Source organism: Mesorhizobium sp. C432A (assembly GCF_030323145.1).
GTDB lineage: Bacteria > Pseudomonadota > Alphaproteobacteria > Rhizobiales > Rhizobiaceae > Mesorhizobium.
Genome location: NZ_CP100470.1, coordinates 886176 through 903482, shown reverse-complemented (window position 1 = coordinate 903482; position 17307 = coordinate 886176). Strand labels below are relative to the sequence as shown.

The 17307-nt window shown below is 63.2% G+C and carries 20 protein-coding genes; 18 read left to right on the top strand and 2 right to left on the bottom strand.

Annotated elements, in window-relative coordinates; all coding sequences use genetic code 11:
• Positions 1 to 72: 72 nt before the first annotated feature.
• The 7 genes from NLY33_RS04100 (at position 73) to NLY33_RS04070 (ending at position 4570) form a co-directional block, all read left to right on the top strand.
• On the top strand, positions 73 to 666 hold the full coding sequence (locus tag NLY33_RS04100; protein ID WP_023703722.1) for a hypothetical protein: 594 nt from the start codon (positions 73 to 75) through the stop codon (positions 664 to 666).
• A gap of 42 nt (positions 667 to 708) precedes the next feature.
• Positions 709 to 1314 (top strand): glutathione S-transferase family protein, encoded by a 606-nt coding sequence (locus NLY33_RS04095; RefSeq protein ID WP_023683600.1) that lies wholly within the window; start codon positions 709 to 711, stop codon positions 1312 to 1314.
• Complete coding sequence (gene ureE / locus NLY33_RS04090) at positions 1311 to 1913, top strand: urease accessory protein UreE (protein WP_023703721.1); 603 nt, start codon at positions 1311 to 1313, stop codon at positions 1911 to 1913. Before NLY33_RS04095 ends, ureE begins: the two co-directional genes overlap by 4 nt.
• On the top strand, positions 1906 to 2592 hold the full coding sequence (locus NLY33_RS04085) for an urease accessory protein UreF (RefSeq protein ID WP_023689159.1): 687 nt from the start codon (positions 1906 to 1908) through the stop codon (positions 2590 to 2592). The genes ureE and NLY33_RS04085 overlap by 8 nt, the downstream gene beginning before the upstream one ends.
• On the top strand, positions 2589 to 3029 hold the full coding sequence (locus NLY33_RS04080; RefSeq protein ID WP_023703720.1) for a DUF3995 domain-containing protein: 441 nt from the start codon (positions 2589 to 2591) through the stop codon (positions 3027 to 3029). Before NLY33_RS04085 ends, NLY33_RS04080 begins: the two co-directional genes overlap by 4 nt.
• A gap of 13 nt (positions 3030 to 3042) precedes the next feature.
• On the top strand, positions 3043 to 3675 hold the full coding sequence (gene ureG, locus NLY33_RS04075) for an urease accessory protein UreG (protein WP_023703719.1): 633 nt from the start codon (positions 3043 to 3045) through the stop codon (positions 3673 to 3675).
• A gap of 127 nt (positions 3676 to 3802) precedes the next feature.
• The gene (locus tag NLY33_RS04070; protein WP_023707766.1) at positions 3803 to 4570 is read left to right on the top strand and encodes a class II aldolase and adducin N-terminal domain-containing protein; all 768 of its coding nucleotides are present in this window, start codon (positions 3803 to 3805) and stop codon (positions 4568 to 4570) included.
• Between the two features lie 81 nt (positions 4571 to 4651).
• On the opposite strand, the gene NLY33_RS04065 is transcribed toward NLY33_RS04070, so the two are convergent.
• Positions 4652 to 5284: an HAD family hydrolase gene (locus NLY33_RS04065; RefSeq protein ID WP_023671242.1), complete on the bottom strand. Its 633-nt coding sequence runs from the start codon at positions 5282 to 5284 to the stop codon at positions 4652 to 4654.
• A gap of 221 nt (positions 5285 to 5505) precedes the next feature.
• Between NLY33_RS04065 and NLY33_RS04060 the strand changes: the two genes are divergently transcribed.
• Positions 5506 to 6465, top strand: coding sequence for a sugar-binding transcriptional regulator (locus NLY33_RS04060; RefSeq protein ID WP_023671243.1), 960 nt, complete (start codon positions 5506 to 5508; stop codon positions 6463 to 6465).
• 35 nt (positions 6466 to 6500) lie between these two features.
• Here the strand turns inward: NLY33_RS04060 and NLY33_RS04055 are convergent, their stop codons facing one another.
• Entirely contained in the window at positions 6501 to 6686 is a 186-nt protein-coding gene (locus NLY33_RS04055) for a hypothetical protein (RefSeq protein WP_023703718.1), read from the bottom strand.
• Positions 6687 to 6796: 110 nt separating this feature from the next.
• On the opposite strand from NLY33_RS04055, the gene NLY33_RS04050 reads away from it, so the two are divergent.
• From NLY33_RS04050 to NLY33_RS04005, 10 genes are all read left to right on the top strand, one after another.
• Positions 6797 to 7705 carry a LysR substrate-binding domain-containing protein gene (locus NLY33_RS04050; protein ID WP_023671245.1) on the top strand — a complete coding sequence of 303 codons (909 nt, stop codon included), beginning with the start codon at positions 6797 to 6799 and terminating at the stop codon, positions 7703 to 7705.
• A 172-nt stretch (positions 7706 to 7877) separates the two neighbouring features.
• A complete protein-coding gene (locus tag NLY33_RS04045; RefSeq protein ID WP_023707767.1) occupies positions 7878 to 8159 on the top strand; it encodes a hypothetical protein in 282 nt (93 codons plus the stop codon).
• A 244-nt stretch (positions 8160 to 8403) separates the two neighbouring features.
• The gene (locus NLY33_RS04040) at positions 8404 to 9714 is read left to right on the top strand and encodes an ABC transporter substrate-binding protein (protein ID WP_023671248.1); all 1311 of its coding nucleotides are present in this window, start codon (positions 8404 to 8406) and stop codon (positions 9712 to 9714) included.
• A 119-nt stretch (positions 9715 to 9833) separates the two neighbouring features.
• Positions 9834 to 10706, top strand: a complete 873-nt coding sequence (locus NLY33_RS04035) for a carbohydrate ABC transporter permease (protein ID WP_023671249.1) — start codon at positions 9834 to 9836, stop codon at positions 10704 to 10706.
• A gap of 11 nt (positions 10707 to 10717) precedes the next feature.
• The gene (locus tag NLY33_RS04030) at positions 10718 to 11542 is read left to right on the top strand and encodes a carbohydrate ABC transporter permease (RefSeq protein ID WP_023671250.1); all 825 of its coding nucleotides are present in this window, start codon (positions 10718 to 10720) and stop codon (positions 11540 to 11542) included.
• A 48-nt stretch (positions 11543 to 11590) separates the two neighbouring features.
• Entirely contained in the window at positions 11591 to 12595 is a 1005-nt protein-coding gene (locus tag NLY33_RS04025; protein WP_023689168.1) for an ABC transporter ATP-binding protein, read from the top strand.
• Positions 12592 to 13362, top strand: a complete 771-nt coding sequence (locus NLY33_RS04020; RefSeq protein WP_023703717.1) for an L-iditol 2-dehydrogenase — start codon at positions 12592 to 12594, stop codon at positions 13360 to 13362. Before NLY33_RS04025 ends, NLY33_RS04020 begins: the two co-directional genes overlap by 4 nt.
• A 46-nt stretch (positions 13363 to 13408) precedes the next feature.
• Positions 13409 to 14887, top strand: a complete 1479-nt coding sequence (locus tag NLY33_RS04015) for a mannitol dehydrogenase family protein (RefSeq protein ID WP_023703716.1) — start codon at positions 13409 to 13411, stop codon at positions 14885 to 14887.
• Between the two features lie 11 nt (positions 14888 to 14898).
• Positions 14899 to 15558 carry an HAD family hydrolase gene (locus NLY33_RS04010; protein ID WP_023703715.1) on the top strand — a complete coding sequence of 220 codons (660 nt, stop codon included), beginning with the start codon at positions 14899 to 14901 and terminating at the stop codon, positions 15556 to 15558.
• Between the two features lie 134 nt (positions 15559 to 15692).
• Positions 15693 to 17279, top strand: coding sequence for an FGGY-family carbohydrate kinase (locus tag NLY33_RS04005; protein ID WP_023703714.1), 1587 nt, complete (start codon positions 15693 to 15695; stop codon positions 17277 to 17279).
• Positions 17280 to 17307 lie beyond the last annotated feature (28 nt).

Below are 17307 nucleotides of genomic sequence, written 5' to 3'. Positions count from 1 at the left end.
GACCCGGCAAATTCCGTTGCGACCCGGTCGGTCCCACCGCAATATGCGGCTCAAAGAACCGCGTAGCAGGTCATGGTCACCGAAATAGCCTCCGCCCACGACATCTTCCCGCATATCCGCATCGTCATGGGCATGGTGATCGGACTTGGCGTCGCTCGCCTGCTGTCGGGGGTGGCGCGAATCGTCCAGCATCCCGGCCAGTACAGGCTCTATCCCGTGCACCTCGGCTGGGTCGCCTCCATGCTGTTGCTGCTGGTGCATTTCTGGTGGTGGGAGTTCGGCCTCTACACCATAGAGGTCTGGACTTTCGGCAAGTACCTGTTCCTGATCTTCTACGCCATCACGCTGTTCCTGCTGTGCGCGCTGCTGTTTCCGGATTCGATGCTCGACTACACCAGCTACGAGGATTTCTTCTATTCGCGCCGCGGCTGGTTCTTCGGCCTGCTGGCGGCCACCTATCTGCTCGATGTCGTCGACACGCTGCTGAAAGGTCCCGAGCATTTCGCCCGCTACGGCAATGAATATCTGTTCCGAACGCCGGTTTTCGTGGCGCTGTGCATAGCCGCCATACTGGTGCGCGACCGCCGTTTTCACATTGCCTTCGTCGTCGGCACACTGATCTACCAGGGGTCGTTCATCCTGCGGCTCTTCGACACCATCGTCTGAACAGTGGCTATGGTTTAGGGTCGCAGGAAAGAGGGTTCGACCATGTACAAGGCTATCGGATCGCGTGGCTCCCGCGTCAGCCGCGTTCTGTGGATGCTTGAGGAACTCGGGCAGCCCTATGAATTCGTCGAGGTCAAATTGCGCTCGCCGGAAGCCTATGCGCTCAACCCGTCGGGCAAGGTGCCGATCCTGATCGATGGCGAACTGACGGTGACGGATTCGGCGGCGATCTGCGTCTATCTCGCCGACAAGCACGCCGACAAAGGCATGGGCGCCAATCCAGGTGTGGCCGGACGCGCCGAAATGGATTCCTGGATGCATTTTGCCCAGTCCGAGTTCGAAGCGCCGCTGTGGAACAAGCTGCGCCACCGCTTCCTGTTGCCGAAGGACGTGCGGGTCGATGTCGGCCCCGCCGCCGCCTACGATTTCGCCTCGGAGGCCAAGGCGCTCGACGGTCGGCTGGGGGATCGGGAGTTTGCGCTGGGCGACCGGTTTTCCGCCGTCGACGTGCTGTTGGGCGACATGGGCGGCTGGGCCCGCGCCGGAAAATTCCCGATCGAATCCGAGCGCGTCAACGCGTATTTCGACCGCGTCCTGGCGCGGCCTGCCCGTGCGAGAGCCCAGGCTAACGGTGGAGCCATGCGATGAAACTCAACCTGAACACCGACTTCACCAAGTTCCCCCGGGCCGTCTCGGTGGTGCCTGCCGGCACTGCCGGAACTACGCCGCCATCCGGCCGTGCCGTCCTGCCCCATGACGAGCGTCATTTGCGCCGCCGCGCCATCGAGCTTGCCGACGGCAGCAAGGTGCTGGTCGATCTGCCCGAGCCCGTGACCTTGAACGATGGCGACCGGCTGGTGCTGGAGGATGGCGCCCAGGTCGAGATCACCGCGGCACCCGAAGAGGTCTACGACATCCGTGCCCGCCACGCCGTGCATCTGACCGAACTCGCCTGGCATATCGGCAACCGCCATCTGGCGGCAGCGATCGAGCCCGGCCGCATCCTGATCCTGCGCGACCATGTCATCAAGGCTATGCTGGAAGGGCTGGGCGCCACGGTGCGCGAAGTCTCCGAACCGTTCAAGCCGGTGCGCGGCGCCTATTCCGCCCAAGGTGCGCATGGTCACGATCACGGCCATGCGCATGCGCACGCCGAAGCGCATTCCCATGATGGACGTTCCCACGCACACAGCGAGTCGCATTCGCACAGCCATTCCCATGACGGGCATCATCACGATCATGACTGACCAGCCGTCCGGCATCGCTTTGCTGCGGCTCATGGCGTGGCTGTCGCCGGCCTTTCCGGTCGGCGGCTTTGCCTACAGCCATGGTCTCGAACGCGCCGGGCAAGACGGGCTGGTTGCCGATACCGCCAGCCTCGCCTTCTGGCTGGAGACGCTGGTCGAGATGGGCTCGGGCTGGAACGACGCCGTGCTCTTCGCGGAAAGCTGGCGCCGCGCCCGCGACGGCGGCGACCTCCATGAAGGCGACCTCCATGAAATTGCCGATCTCGCCGAAGCGCTGGCCGGCTCGCGTGAGCGCCACACCGAAACCATGCTGCAAGGCGCCGCCTTCCTGAAAGCGGCAGCGGCGTGGGCGAATCCGGTATTGGGCCGCCTGCCGGCCGAATGCGCCTACTGTGTCGCCGTCGGCGCCGTTGCCGGCGGCAACGGCATCGCGCTTCAGGACGCGATGTCGGCCTTCCTGCAGGCCTTCTTCTCCAACCTCGTCCAGGCGGCGATCCGACTCGGCATCGTCGGCCAGACGGACGCTATGGCCTTGCTCGCCGGCTTCGAGCCGTTGGCGCTGTCGACGGCCGCGCGCGCCGCCGGCTCGACATTGGACGATCTCGGCGGCTGCGCCTTCATCTCCGACATCATGGCGATGAAGCACGAGACGCAGTATTCCAGGCTGTTCCGCTCATGATCGTCCTCGCCTTCGCCCTCTCGGCCGTCCTGCTGCTGATCACCGCGCTGCATGTCTATTGGGGCCTTGGCGGCATCTGGCCGGGCAGGGACGGCGTCTCCTGCGCCCACGCCGTCGTCGGCTTTCGCGGCGTCGACGAGATGCCGACGCCGTTTGTCTGTTTTGCCGTTGCCGCGTGCCTGTGCCTGGCGACACTGTGGCCGCTGGCGCTGACAGGGGTCTTCGCCACCCCCTTTCCAAGGGAAGGCCTTGCCGCCACAGCGCTGCTCATAGGGCTGGTCTTCCTCGGCCGCGGCGTTGCCGGCTTCACGCCGTGGTGGCGCCGTCTGGCGCCGGAACAGCCTTTTGCGCGGCTCGATGTCAGCTTCTATTCGCCGCTCTGCCTGTTGATCGGGCTCAGCTTCGCCATCCTCGCCATCACGGAGTTTTCGGCATGACGGATTTTTCGCTATGACTCAGGCCAACGGTCCCCTGCGCATCGGCATCGGCGGTCCCGTCGGCTCCGGCAAGACGACATTGACGGAAAAGCTCTGCAAGGCGCTGCGCGACGATTTCTCCATCGCCGTCGTCACCAACGACATCTACACCAAGGAAGACGCCATGATGCTGGCTCGCCTGCAGGCGCTGCCTGAGGACCGCATCGTCGGCGTGGAGACCGGCGGCTGCCCGCACACTGCCATCCGTGAGGACGCCTCGATCAATTTGCAGGCGATCGCCGGGCTGAACAGGAAATTCCCCGATCTCGACATCGTCTTCATCGAATCCGGCGGCGACAATCTTGCCGCCACCTTCTCGCCCGACCTCGCCGACCTGACCCTCTATGTCATCTCGGTTTGCCAAGGCGAGGAAATCCCCAGGAAGGGCGGGCCGGCGATCACCCGTTCCGATTTCCTGGTCATCAACAAGAGCGATCTGGCGCCCTATGTGAACGTCAACCTCGATGTCATGGAGAGCGATGCCGCCCGCATGCGCGGCAAGCGCCCGTTCGGCTTCACCGACCTGTCGCGTAGCAAGGGCCTGCAGGAAGTCATCGACTTCATCGTCGAACATGGCGGGCTGCAGTCGGCTCGCTCGGCGGCGTAATGCATGTCGCCCAAAAGTGCGTGGCGGTTTTGGGACAACGGACAATGCGAAGACAGCCTGACCCAGCAGTTTGCGGTTGCTGGCCACGGCCGAGCGCGGCATTCTCTTAAAAACGGAGGTTTTTCGGATGAGCATCGCCCGCCTGCAAAAGGAAATGCTGACCAACCTGCCCTACTATGAGGAGCGCGTCGATCTGGCCGCCGCCTTCCGCTGGACGGCGCGGCTCAACATGCATGAGGCGGTGGCCAACCACTTCTCGCTGTCGGTCAACGAGGACGGCAGCAAATTCCTGATGAACCCCAACCAGGTGCATTTCTCGCGCATCAAGGCGAGCGACCTTTTGCTGATCGACGCCAACGATCCCGAGACATTGTCCGGCCCGAATGCGCCCGACCCGACCGCCTGGGGTCTGCACGGCGCCATTCACCGCAACGTGCCGCATGCGCGCTGCGCCATGCATGTGCATTCCATTCATGCCACCGTGCTTGCATCGCTGGCCGACTCGACTCTGCCGCCGATCGACCAGAACTCGGCCATGTTCTTCAACCGCCACGTCGTCGACGCCCATTATGGCGGGCTGGCCTTCGAGGAAGAGGGCGAGCGCTGCTCGCAGCTGCTCACCGACCCGAAGGTCAAAGTGATGGTGATGGGCAATCACGGTGTCATGGTCATCGGTGACACCGTCGCCGACGCCTTCAACCGCATGTTCTATTTCGAGCGCGCCGCAGAGACCTACATCAAGGCGCTGTGGACCGGCCGGCCGCTGCGCACGCTCTCCGACGCCATTGCCGAAAAGGCCGCCAGCGAGATGGACGACTATCCCGGCCAGGCGGAGCGTCACCTTGCCGAGCTGAAGGCGATCCTCGACGAGGAGGAGCCGGTTTACCGGAGCTGAATGAGTTCACCCTTCTCCCCGTTCACGGGGAGAAGGTCCCGGCAGAGGGATGAGGGGCAGCGCAGGCCTTCGCGGGTCTTCTCAGAGTCCCAACTGAGCCCGCAACTCTTCCGCACTGTTGATCACGACAGCGCCCTTGGGTCCTGCCATCGGCGCTTCCGGCCAGAAGATCGTCCGCATCCCCGCGGCCAGGCCTGATGTGGCGCCGGTAACGCTGTCGTCGACGGCCACCGCGTCTGAAGGATCGACGCCGGCCAGCCACGCGGCGCGCAGGAACGGTTCGGGATGCGGCTTGCCTTCGCGCACGTCGTTTCGGCTGATCGTGCGCATGCCGGGATAGATCAGGCCGACGGCGCTCAGATTTGCATCGACGATCACCCGGTCGGAATTGGACACCACCGCCTGCTGCACGCCGAGCGCGCGCAACTCGTTGAACACTTCGATCGCGCCGGGGCGCGGCTTCAGCGTCTCGGCCATCGGCATGTAGTGATCGTATTTGCGCACGATCCAGTCGTCGAAGGGCAGGTCGAGGCCGAACTCGCTGCGCAGCATCTCGTAGACCGGTGCGGCGGCGACGCCCAGCACCCGCTCATGCAGGTCGGCCGGCGGCGTGATACCGACGCTGCGCAGCGCCGCCACCAAGGCCGCCTCGTGCAGCGGCTCGCTGTCGACCAGCGTGCCGTCCATATCCCAGAAAACCGCTTTCGGCGTCATGCGAGGCTCCTTTTGCCGATCCCCTTAAAGCGTTTGTATCAGGAGATAAACCGCCGAGCCCGTCCGCTGGCGATTTTCGCTGGGTTGGTTGCCGCGCGGCGGCCGGATCGAAGCAGCAAGCAATTGTCCTCCCGATTGAACAATTGCGCGCCGACACATTCCCTGCAAGACTATGACGCTTCGCCCAAGGGCGCGCAAAGGGGCAGGGCTGGAGGCACATTTTGAATTCGCGGCAAGATGGCGGCAGCAGCAGGCTGGACGAGGCAGCGCGCGCCGGCTGGCTTTATTATGTTGCCGGCAACACCCAGGACCAGATCGCCGCCACGCTCGGCATTTCCCGGCAGACGGCGCAGCGGCTGGTGTCGCTGGCGGTGTCGGAGGGGCTGATCAAGGTTCGCGTCGATCACCCGATCGCCAATTGCCTTGATCTCGCAGCTAGACTGAAGTCACGCTTCGCGCTCGACCTCGTCGAAGTGGTGCCGAGCGATCCAACCTCATCCTCGACCACGATCGGCATTGCCGAGGCGGCTGCGGCCGAGATCGAGCGGCGGCTGCGGTCACCGACGCCCATCGTCTTGGCCATCGGCACCGGCCGCACGCTGAAGGCGGCGATCGAGCAATTGCCGCCGATGGAATGCTCGCAGCACAAGGTTGTGTCCTTGACCGGCAACATCTCGCCCGACGGTTCGGCCGCCTTCTACAACGTCATCTTCACCATGGCCGACCGGGTCAAGGCGCGCTCGTTCCCGATGCCGCTGCCGGTCATCGCCTCGTCGCCGGAAGAGCGCGAGATGCTGCTTGCCCAGCCGATGATCCAACCGACGCTGGCGCTGGCCGCGGAAGCCGACGTGACCTTTGTCGGCATCGGCGATCTCGGCCCGAAGGCGCCGCTCTACGAGGACGGTTTTATCTCGGAAAGCGAGTTGAAGGCGTTGCAAAAGGCTGGCGGCGTCGCCGAGATCGTCGGCTGGGTGTTCGATCGGGAAGGCCGCATGATCGAGGGCATCACCAACGACCGGGTATCGTCGGCAGCCTTGCCGTCACGCGAAAAGTCGCTGGTCATTGCGCTCGCCATGGGCGAGCGTAAGTTGCCGGGCATCCTGGCCGCTGTGAACCGCCGGCTGGTCAATGGCCTCATCACCGACGAGCGGACCGCCACGGCCTTGCTCGACGGTTCCTGATAGATTAAGCGGCCCATCGATAAAATCCAACACGTTTATTTGCAGCGCCCGGACGGGTCGTTGCCGTCGAGAAAACCCATGTCGCGCTGCAAATGCGGCGACAGCTCCCGGACGTCGACGTAGCCGCGCCGGCGGTGCACAAGCAGGGAAAATTCATGCACCAGCAGGGAAAGCCAGCTCTGCGCCGGGGTCGAATGGAGCTTTTGCTGTACCGTGGTCATGATCTTCAGCCTCCGCTATGCTTGAACTTGATTGATCGTTGACACCAGATATCGGCCTGATTGCCTCTTGCCGCCAATCAAACGTCGATCACGACCCATAAGGAGGGCTTATGCCCGATCTCAAGGCACCACAGCTCGCCCAGTTGCCGCCGCTGCAGGCCATCAGGGTGTTCGAAGCCGTCGCGCGGCATCTCTCCTTCACCAAGGCCGCGCAGGAACTCGGCATGACGCAGGCCGCCGCCAGCTACCAGATCAAGCTTCTGGAAGAGCGCATCGGTTCGCCGCTGTTCCTGCGCCAGCCGCGCCAGATTGTGCTGACGGAACCCGGCCAGCGCCTGGCGCCCGCCGTCAGCGAGGCGTTCAGCCTGCTCTCAAGCGCCTATTCCGCCGCGCGTGGGGGCGCCGATGGTGTGCTGTGCGTCTCGACGCTGCTGACCTTTGCCTCGAACTGGCTGGCGCAGCACCTCGGCTCCTTCCAGGTCGCGCATCCGTCGCTGGCGGTGCGCGTCGATACCTCGAACAGGGTGATCGATTTTGCCCGCGAGGACATGGACATCGCTATCCGCTCCGGCAGCGGCAAGTGGCCTGGAGTGGAGACCCATCTTTTGTTCAAGGCCGATTTCACCCCGGTGCTGAGCCCGGCACTCGCTGCCACCATAGGTGGCGTCCACGAACCCGCCGACCTGTTCAAGCTGCCCATTCTCGATCCCGGCGACATCTGGTGGCGGGAATGGTTCGCCCTTGCCGGCGTCCCGGCGGACGAACTTGCCAGGCGCACCGGCACCAGCATGGGCGCGCAGGCCTATGAGGCGAACGCGGCCATCGCCGGCCATGGTGTGGCAATCCTGACCACCGCATTGTTCAAGACCGAGCTCGCCGCCGGCCGCCTGATCCAGCCCTTCGACCTGGTCGGCGACGACGGCCACGCCTATTGGCTGGTCTACCCGACGGCGCGTCGCAACGTGCCGAAGATAAAAGCCTTCCGGGACTGGATCCTGGCCGAGATCGCCTGCGCCTGAGGGCGAGCGATTCGCGGATTGATTTCCGAGATGCAAAGCGAGCCATGGATCCGCGACGAATGCTCGCTTTCGCGGACAAACAGCTGCGATCGGGCCACCCGGTTAACCAAGCTTGACAAAAACGCTGTCGATATCACTCGCCCGGCATAGGCTTGTGCTTGTGACGACCCAATTGAGCAGGATCAATCGTCTGCAGATTGAAACAAGGTCGATCAGCCGGCTGATGAAAGTCTATCGCGTCGAAGAAATCGAAAACAACACCGTGCGCACGACGCAGGTGATCGAAGCATTTACGCCGTTTCAAGCTGCCGTGAAGGCAATCGGCCGGGAAGTTAGGCTGCGCAAGGACGAGCCCAGCTGGATCCAGGTGACGGAAGTGCTGACCAGAGCCAAGCAAACACGCGACGGCAGGGTTTTCGAATATTCCGTCGGAAGCTACCCGTCCCACGGCTGACGGGCTGGGCCCTATCGCTCCCTTGGCGCCATGATTGGGTTGCGATGGGTCGGCATCAACCCGCTCTCACATCCCCGTGCAAACAGCTTCCCAAATCCATTCAATATCGTCTACGCGCGCAACGTCGCGGACCTGCCCCGTGTGCTGCGCTGCAGCATCGAATCCGGCTTGACATAATTAACGCCAAGTGAGTAATTGCCCATTACCAAGGCAAATGCTCATCTTGGTTCATGGGAGGAATTTGATGAAACTGCGCACGCTCACTTTGGGCCTGTTGTCGGCCAGCGCCTTCGCTTTCGCCGCGCATGCCGAATCCATCACCATCGCCACCGTCAACAATGGCGACATGGTCCGCATGCAGAAGCTGACCGACGACTTCACCAAGGCTAACCCCGACGTCACGCTCAACTGGGTCACGCTCGAAGAGAACGTGCTGCGCGAGCGCGTCACCACCGACATTGCCACCAAGGGCGGCCAGTATGACGTTATGACCATCGGCACCTACGAGGTTCCGATCTGGGCCAAGCAGAACTGGCTGTTGCCGCTCGACAAGCTCGGCGACGACTATGACGCCAAGGACATCATCCCGGCCATCGCCGGCGGCCTGTCGGTCGACGGCAAGCTCTATGCCGCGCCCTTCTACGGCGAAAGCTCCTTCGTCATGTACCGCAAGGACTTGATCGAGAAGGCCGGGCTGAAGATGCCCGACGCCCCGACCTGGGACTTCATCAAGCAGGCCGCCGACAAGATGACCGACCGCGCCAATGGCGTGAACGGCGTTTGCCTGCGCGGCAAGGCCGGCTGGGGCGAGAACATGGCCTTCCTCACCGCCATGTCGAACTCCTTCGGCGCCCGCTGGTTCGACGAGAACTGGAAGCCGCAATTCGACCAGCCGGAATGGAAGAACACGCTGCAGTTCTATGTCGACCTGATGAAGGCCGACGGTCCCGAGGGCGCCTCGTCCAACGGCTTCAACGAAAACCTGGCGCTGTTCCAGCAGGGCAAGTGCGGCATGTGGATCGACGCCACCGTCGCCGCCTCCTTCGTCTCCGACCCGAAGAACTCGACCGTCGCCGACAAGGTCGGCTACGCACTGGCCCCCGACAATGGTCTGGGCAAGCGCGGCAACTGGCTGTGGGCCTGGTCGCTGGCCATCCCGGCCGGCACGCAGAAGGGAGACGCCGCACAGAAGTTCGTCTCCTGGGCGACCAGCAAGCACTACGCAGAATTGGTTGCTTCGAAGGAAGGCTGGGCCAACGTTCCTCCGGGCACGCGCTCCTCGCTCTACGCCAATGCCGAGTATCAGAAGGCGGCTCCGTTCGCCAAGATGACGCTGGACTCGATCAATGCCGCCGACCCGACGCATCCGACCGTCAAGCCGGTGCCCTATGTCGGTGTGCAGTTCGTCGCCATTCCTGAGTTCCAGGGCCTCGGCACAACCGTTGGCCAGCTGTTCTCGGCGGCGCTCGCCGGCCAGACCAGCGTAGACGACGCGCTCAAGCAGGCGCAGGACGCCGCCACCGCGACCATGACCGAAGGCGGTTATATCAAGTAAGGCTCCTCCCGGTGCCGAATGCCGGCCGCCTCCTTGGCCGGCAACGGCCGCCCGAATCCCAGTTCGGGCGGCCCCTTTCACACACCTGAAAATTTGGCTGACCTTGAAGGGTGACCGTCATGGCTACTCAGCAGACCCGTTCGCTTGCCCGCTTTATGTTGGCGCCATCCGTGGTGCTGCTGTTCGTCTGGATGATCGTGCCGCTGGCACTCACGATCTGGTTCTCCTTCCAGCAGTACAATCCGCTCAATCCGATCCGCGACGGCTTCGTCTGGTTCTCGAACTACTCGCTGTTCTATTCCAACCCGGCATTCCTGCAATCGATCCTGAACACGCTCGTCCTGGTCGGCAGCGTGCTGCTGATCACCGTAATCGGCGGCATCATGCTGGCGCTGTTGATCGATCAGCCGATGTGGGGACAGGGGATCGTGCGCATCCTCGTCATCTCTCCGTTCTTCGTCATGCCGCCGGTGGCTGCACTTGTCTGGAAGAACATGATCATGCACCCGCAATACGGCGTCTTTGCCGACATTGCGCGCTTCTTCGGGGCTCAACCGATCGACTGGTTCGGGCAGCATCCGATGCTTGCCATCATCATCATCGTCGCCTGGCAATGGCTGCCCTTCGCAACGCTGATCCTGCTGACCGCATTGCAGTCGCTCGACGGCGAGCAGAAGGAAGCCGCCGAGATGGACGGCGCCGGCTTCGTCAGCCGCTTCATCTATCTGACGCTGCCGCACATGTCGCGCGCCATCACCGTCGTCATCCTGATCCAGACCATCTTCCTGCTGTCGGTCTATGCCGAAATCCTGGTCACCACCAATGGCGGACCCGGCTATGCCTCCACCAACCTGCCCTTCCTCGTCTACCAGAAGGCATTGCTGGAGTTCAAAATCGGCCAGGCATCGGCCGGCGGTGTCATCGCCGTCATTCTCGCCAACATCGTCGCCTTCTTCGCCATGCGCGCGGTAGGCAAGAACCTGGACAAGTAAGGGAGGATACGATGGCACGTGCAGTCACCACCCAACACAAGGTCATTGCGACAGGCGCCGCCTGGATCGTCGCGCTGCTGATCTTCTTCCCGATCCTCTACACGATCATCACCTCGTTCAAGTCGGAGCAGGAGGCCATCCAGGGCTTCGCGCTGATCCCGTCGGGGACGTTCGAGAGCTATACCGAGGTCCAGGCGCAGAGCGGCTACTTCAAGTTCTTCTTCAACTCGGTGCTGCTCTCGGTCGGCTCGACCATCCTGGCCCTGATAGTCGCGGTTCCGGCCGCCTGGTCGATGGCCTTCTCGCCGGGCAAGTGGACCAAGGACATCCTGATGTGGATGCTCTCGACCAAGATGATGCCGGCGGTTGCCGTGCTGTTCCCGATCTACCTCATCTTCCGCGATGCCGGACTGCTCGACAGCCGCATCGGCCTGATGATCATGCTGATGCTGATCAACCTGCCGATCGTGATCTGGATGCTCTACACCTACTTCCGCGAAATCCCCGGCGAGATCCTGGAAGCGGCACGCATGGACGGCGCCACCCTGTGGGGCGAGATCGTTTATGTGCTGACCCCCATGGCCGTGCCGGGCATCGCCTCGACCATGCTGCTCAACATCATCCTGGCGTGGAACGAAGCGTTCTGGACCATCCGCCTGACCACCACCGAGGCGGCGCCGCTGACGGCCTTCATCAGTTCGTTCTCAAGCCCGCAAGGCCTGTTCTGGGCCAAGCTTTCGGCGGCCTCGACGCTGGCCATCGCCCCCATCCTGATCATGGGCTGGTTCAGCCAGAAGCAGTTGGTGCGCGGCCTGACATTCGGCGCGGTAAAATAACGAACCTTGCCTGAAGCAATCCACCAGACCCTTCGGGGGGAGGAAACCATGGGAAACATCACTCTCAAGAACGTCTCCAAGCATTTCGGATCGACGGTCATCATTCCAGGTCTCGACCTGGTCATCGAGAATGGCGAGTTCGTCGTCTTCGTCGGGCCGTCGGGTTGCGGCAAGTCCACGCTGCTGCGCCTCATCGCCGGCCTCGAGGACACCAGCGGCGGCACCATAAACATCGATGGCCGTGACGTCACCGGCGAGGCGCCGGCCAAGCGCAAGCTGGCCATGGTATTCCAGTCCTATGCGCTCTATCCGCATATGACGGTGGCCAAGAACATCGGCTTCCCGCTGAAGATGGCGGGCGAGGATGTGGCGACGATCGACAAGAAGGTGAAGGACGCAGCCCGGGTCCTCAACCTCACCAACTATCTCGAACGCCGGCCCGGCCAGCTCTCCGGCGGCCAGCGGCAACGCGTCGCCATCGGCCGCGCCATCGTGCGCCAGCCCTCGGCATTCCTGTTCGACGAGCCGCTGTCCAACCTCGATGCCGCACTGCGCGGCACCATGCGGCTCGAAATCAGCGAGCTCCACCATCAGCTCAAGACGACGATGGTCTACGTCACCCACGACCAGATCGAAGCCATGACCATGGCCGACAAGATCGTCGTGCTCAACGCCGGCAACATCGAACAGGTCGGCTCGCCGATGGAACTCTACAAGTCGCCGAAGAACCTGTTCGTGGCGGGCTTCATCGGTTCGCCGAAAATGAACCTGATCGAAGGTGCGCCGGCGGCCAAATACAACGCCAAGACCATCGGCATTCGTCCTGAGCATATGGGGATATCGACCACAGCGGGCGACTGGAAAGCCCTTGTCGGCGTCGCCGAGCATCTGGGCTCCGACACCTTCCTGCATGTCCAGGCCGACGGCGTCGGTCCGCTGACGGTACGCGCCGATGGCGAACTGGCAGTACGCCACGGCGACACCATCTATTTGACGCCCGACAAGGTCCGCATGCATCGCTTCGGCCCCGACGGAAAGGCGCTGACGCAGTGAGACTGAAAGGCAAATCGGCGCTGATCACCGGATCCGCGCGCGGCATCGGCAGGGCTTTTGCCGAAGCCTATACGCGCGAGGGTGCCACGGTGGCCATTGCCGACATCAATCTGGCGGCTGCCGAAAAGACGGCCGCCGAGATTGGCGCCAACTCCTATCCGGTCAGGCTCGACGTCAGCGACCTTGCTTCGATCCATGCGGCGGTCAATGCGGTCGAAACAAAGACCGGCGGCCTCGACATACTGATCAACAACGCTGCCTTGTTCGACCTGGCGCCGATCGTCGAGATCACCAAAGCAAGCTACGACAAATTGTTCTCCGTCAACGTCGCCGGCAGCTTGTTCATGCTGCAGGCAGCGGCGCGTTCGATGATCGCAAGGGGCAAGGGCGGCAAGATCATCAACATCGCCAGCCAGGCAGGACGGCGCGGCGAGCCGCTGGTCGCCGTCTATTGCGCCACCAAGGCCGCGGTGATTTCGCTGACCCAGTCCGCCGGGCTCGACCTGATCAAGCACCGCATCAACGTCAATGGCATCGCGCCCGGCGTCGTCGACAGCGATATGTGGGATGAGGTCGATGCGCTGTTTGCCAAATATGAGAACCGGCCGAAGGGCGAGAAGAAGCGGCTGGTCGGCGAGGGCGTGCCCTATGGCCGCATGGGCAAGCCGGAGGACCTGACCGGCATGGCGGTGTTCCTGGCCAGCGACGACGCCGAATACATTGTCGCCCAGACCTACAATGTCGATGGCGGCCAATGGATGAGTTGATGGGCCGGGATCACGCAGGCCGGAGCCCGGCCAAAAGGGTAGAAAAATGACCGTGAAACTCTCCTCCTCGATCCTCTCGGAACTCCCCGCCAAGGTCGCCGGTCCGAAATACGACCGCGCTGCGCTCAAACCCGGTATCGTGCATTTCGGCGTCGGCAATTTCCATCGCTCGCATCAGGCGGTCTACCTCGACGATCTCTTCAATGCAGGCATCGGCCATGACTGGGCGCTGGTCGGCGCCGGGGTCTTCGAGGGCGAAAAGCTCGGCCGTTCCAAGCTGCAGGAGCAGGACTGGCTGACGACAGTGGTCGAGCAGGATTCCGATCATATGAGCGCCCGCGTCACCGGCGTCATGATCGACTTCCTGACGCCCGGCGATGCCGATGCCATCATCGACCAGCTCGCCGATCCGGCGATCAAGATCGTCTCGCTGACCATCACCGAAGGCGGGTATTTCATCGATCCGGCCTCGGGCAAGTTCAACCCGACCCATCCTGATATCGTCGCCGACGCACAGGCAGGCACGACGCCGAAGACGGTGTTCGGCCTCATCCTGGCCGGGCTGAAGCGCCGCCGTGCCGACGGCATCGTGCCGTTCACCGTCATGTCTTGCGACAACATCCCTCACAACGGCCATGTCACCTCGGATGGCGTCATCGGCCTCGCCCGCCTGATCGATGAGGATCTGGCGAACTGGGTCAGCGACAATGTCGCCTTTCCCAACGGCATGGTCGACCGCATCACCCCCGCCACCTCCGACCGCGAGCGCGGTATTCTCGCCTCGGAGTTCGGCCTCGAGGACAACTGGCCGGTGTTCTGCGAGCCGTTCAAGCAATGGGTGCTGGAAGACCGTTTCACCGACGGCCGCCCGCCGCTGGAAAAGGTCGGTGTGCAATTCGTGAGGGATGTCGCGCCCTATGAGCTGATGAAGATCCGCATCCTCAATGGCGGTCATGCCACGATCGCTTATCCCGCAGGGTTGATGGACATCCATTTCGTCCATGAGGCGATGCAGGAGCCGCTGGTGCGCGGCTTCCTCGCCAAGCTCGAGCATGACGAGATCATCCCGACCGTGCCGCCGGTGCCGGACACCGTGCTGGAGGATTATTACCAGCTCATCGAGCACCGCTTTTCCAACCCCAAGATCGGCGACACCATCCGCCGGCTTTGCCTCGACGGTTCCAACCGGCAGCCGAAATTCATCATCCCGACCATCGCCGACCGGCTGAAAGCCGGGAAGAGCGTTGCGGGTCTCGCGCTGGAATCGGCGCTGTGGTGCCGCTATTGCTTCGGCACCACCGACAGCGGCGCCGACATCGAAGCCAACGATCCCAGCTGGGACCGGCTGCAGGCAACCGCCAAGGCGGCGAAGGATGCGCCCGGCGCCTGGCTTGCGATGGAGGACATCTATGGCGATGTCGGCCGCTCGGCGGCGTTCGCCGAGGCCTTTGCCCATGCGCTCAACGTCTTGTGGGCGAATGGCACGCGCGCGACGCTGACGCGCTATATCTCCGGCAAGCTCTGACGCCAGCCGCAATGACGCCCGAACTGGTCATCTTCGACTGTGACGGCGTGCTGGTCGACAGCGAGGCGCTGTCGGTTTCGGCTCTGCTCGGCATGATCTCTGCCGCCGGGGGCTCGGTCAGCGAGGATGCCGCCTACGAGCATTTCCTCGGCAAGAGCATGAAGAGCGTGCGCGAGATACTTCTTCGCGATTTCACCATCGACATCACCGACGTGCATCTTACCGACATGCGCGTCGAACTGATGCGCAAATTCCGCGAGGAGCTGAAGCCGATTCCCGGCATCAGCGACATCCTGCCGAGGCTGGGCGTACCCTGCTGCGTCGCTTCCTCCGGCACGCTCGACCGGATACGCTACGCGCTCGACGTCACCGGTCTGCTCGGCCTGCTCGAGCCGCATCTGTTCAGTGCCGCCATGGTCGCGCGCGGCAAGCCGGCGCCGGATCTTTTTCTCCATGCCGCCGCCGCCATGGGCGCGCATCCCGGTAATTGCATCGTAATCGAGGACAGCCCTGCCGGCATCGCGGCGGCGCGTGCGGCCGGCATGCTCGTCTTTGCTTTCACCGGCGGTTCGCACGCCGGCAACCCGGCCTTGAAAGCGCGGCTTGCGTCGAGTGAACCGGACTTTATATTCGCGGACATGCTGCAATTGCCCGATCTGATTGCAGGCTAGAGCATGATGCCGAAAAGTGTGAAGCGGTTTTCGGACGACATCATGCTCTACTTCTTTGATTTAGAGACGGATTCAGATTTCAGGTCGAACAGACCTGAAATCATCCGGCTCTAGGGAGCGAGAGTAAAAGCATCTTGACGAAGAGCTTCGTTTGCGCGGTCGATGTCGGCACCGGGAGCGCCCGCGCGGGCATTCTCGACACGTCAGGCACCTTGCTCGGCCGCGCCGAGCATCCGATCGTCATGAACCAGCCGCAGGCCGATCACGCCGAGCACAATTCGCAGGATATCTGGTCGGCTGTGTGCATCGCGGTGCGTGCCGCGCGCGAAAAGGCCGGTGTGTCAGCCGACGATATTGTCGGCATGTCGTTCGACGCCACCTGCTCGCTGGTGGTGCTGGACAGGAATGCCGGCCAGCTCAGCGTCTCGGTGACGGGCGAACGGCGCTGGGACACCATCGTCTGGCTCGACCATCGCGCCATCGCCGAGGCAGATGAATGCACCGATAGCGGCCACGCCGTACTTGACTATATCGGCGGCGTCATGTCGCCGGAAATGGCGACGCCGAAGCTGATGTGGCTGAAGCGCAATCTGCCGGGAACATGGCATGAGGCCGGCTACCTATTCGACCTTACGGATTTCCTTACCTGGAAGGCGACCGGTTCGCTGGCGCGCTCGCAATGCACGCTGACCGCCAAATGGACCTATCTGGCGCATGAGGAAACCGGCTGGCGCCGTGACTTCTTCGACAGGGTCGGGCTTGGCGATCTGTTCGAACACGGCAGCCTGCCGGAGAAGGCAAGTGCTGTCGGCGCAGACATCGGCACGCTCACCCCTGAAGCGGCGGCGGAGTTGGGCTTGAGCGAAAACTGTCGGGTCGGCGCCGGCGTCATCGATGCCTATGCCGGCGCGCTTGGCGTGCTCGGCGGCTTTGCTGGCGACGAGCAGAATATCGGCCGCCATCTGGCATTGATCGCCGGCACCTCGTCCTGCGTCATGGCCATGTCGCCCGATCCGCAGCCTTTCGCCGGCGTCTGGGGTCCATACTATGGCGCCGCACTGCCAAAGCTCTGGCTGTCGGAAGGCGGCCAGTCGGCTACCGGGGCTTTGCTCGACCACATCATCCGCTGGCACGGCGCCGGCGGCGAGCCGGATGCGGCCATGCATGCCAAGATCGCCAGGCGCGTCGCTGAACTGCGCAACCTTGAGGGTGACAAGCTGGCGGCGAGGTTGCATGTGCTGCCGGATTTCCACGGTAACCGCTCGCCGCTTGCCGACCCGCATGCCGTCGGCGTGGTCAGCGGGCTGACGCTGGATTCCTCTTTCGACAGTCTGTGCAAGCTGTATTGGCGCACCGCCGTCGGCATCGCGCTCGGCGTGCGCCATGTGCTGGAGGCGCTGAACGAGAACGGCTATCTCATCGACACGCTGCATGTCACCGGCGGCCACACCAAGAACCCGTTGCTGATGGAGCTTTATGCCGACGCCACCGGCTGCGCGGTGATCGAGCCGCTGGCCGACGAAGCCGTTCTGCTCGGCACCGGCATGGTCGCCGCCACCGCGGCCGGTCTGTTCCCGGACCTGAATGCCGCTTGCGTCGCCATGCAGCAAGGCGGCAGGGCGCGCACCTCGAACCCGGCCGCGTCAGGCCGCTTCGACCGCGACTACAGGATCTTCCTCGAAATGCACCGCCAGCGGCAGGCGCTCGACGCGGTCGGCTAGAGCAATTCCAGGAAAAGTGTGAAACGGT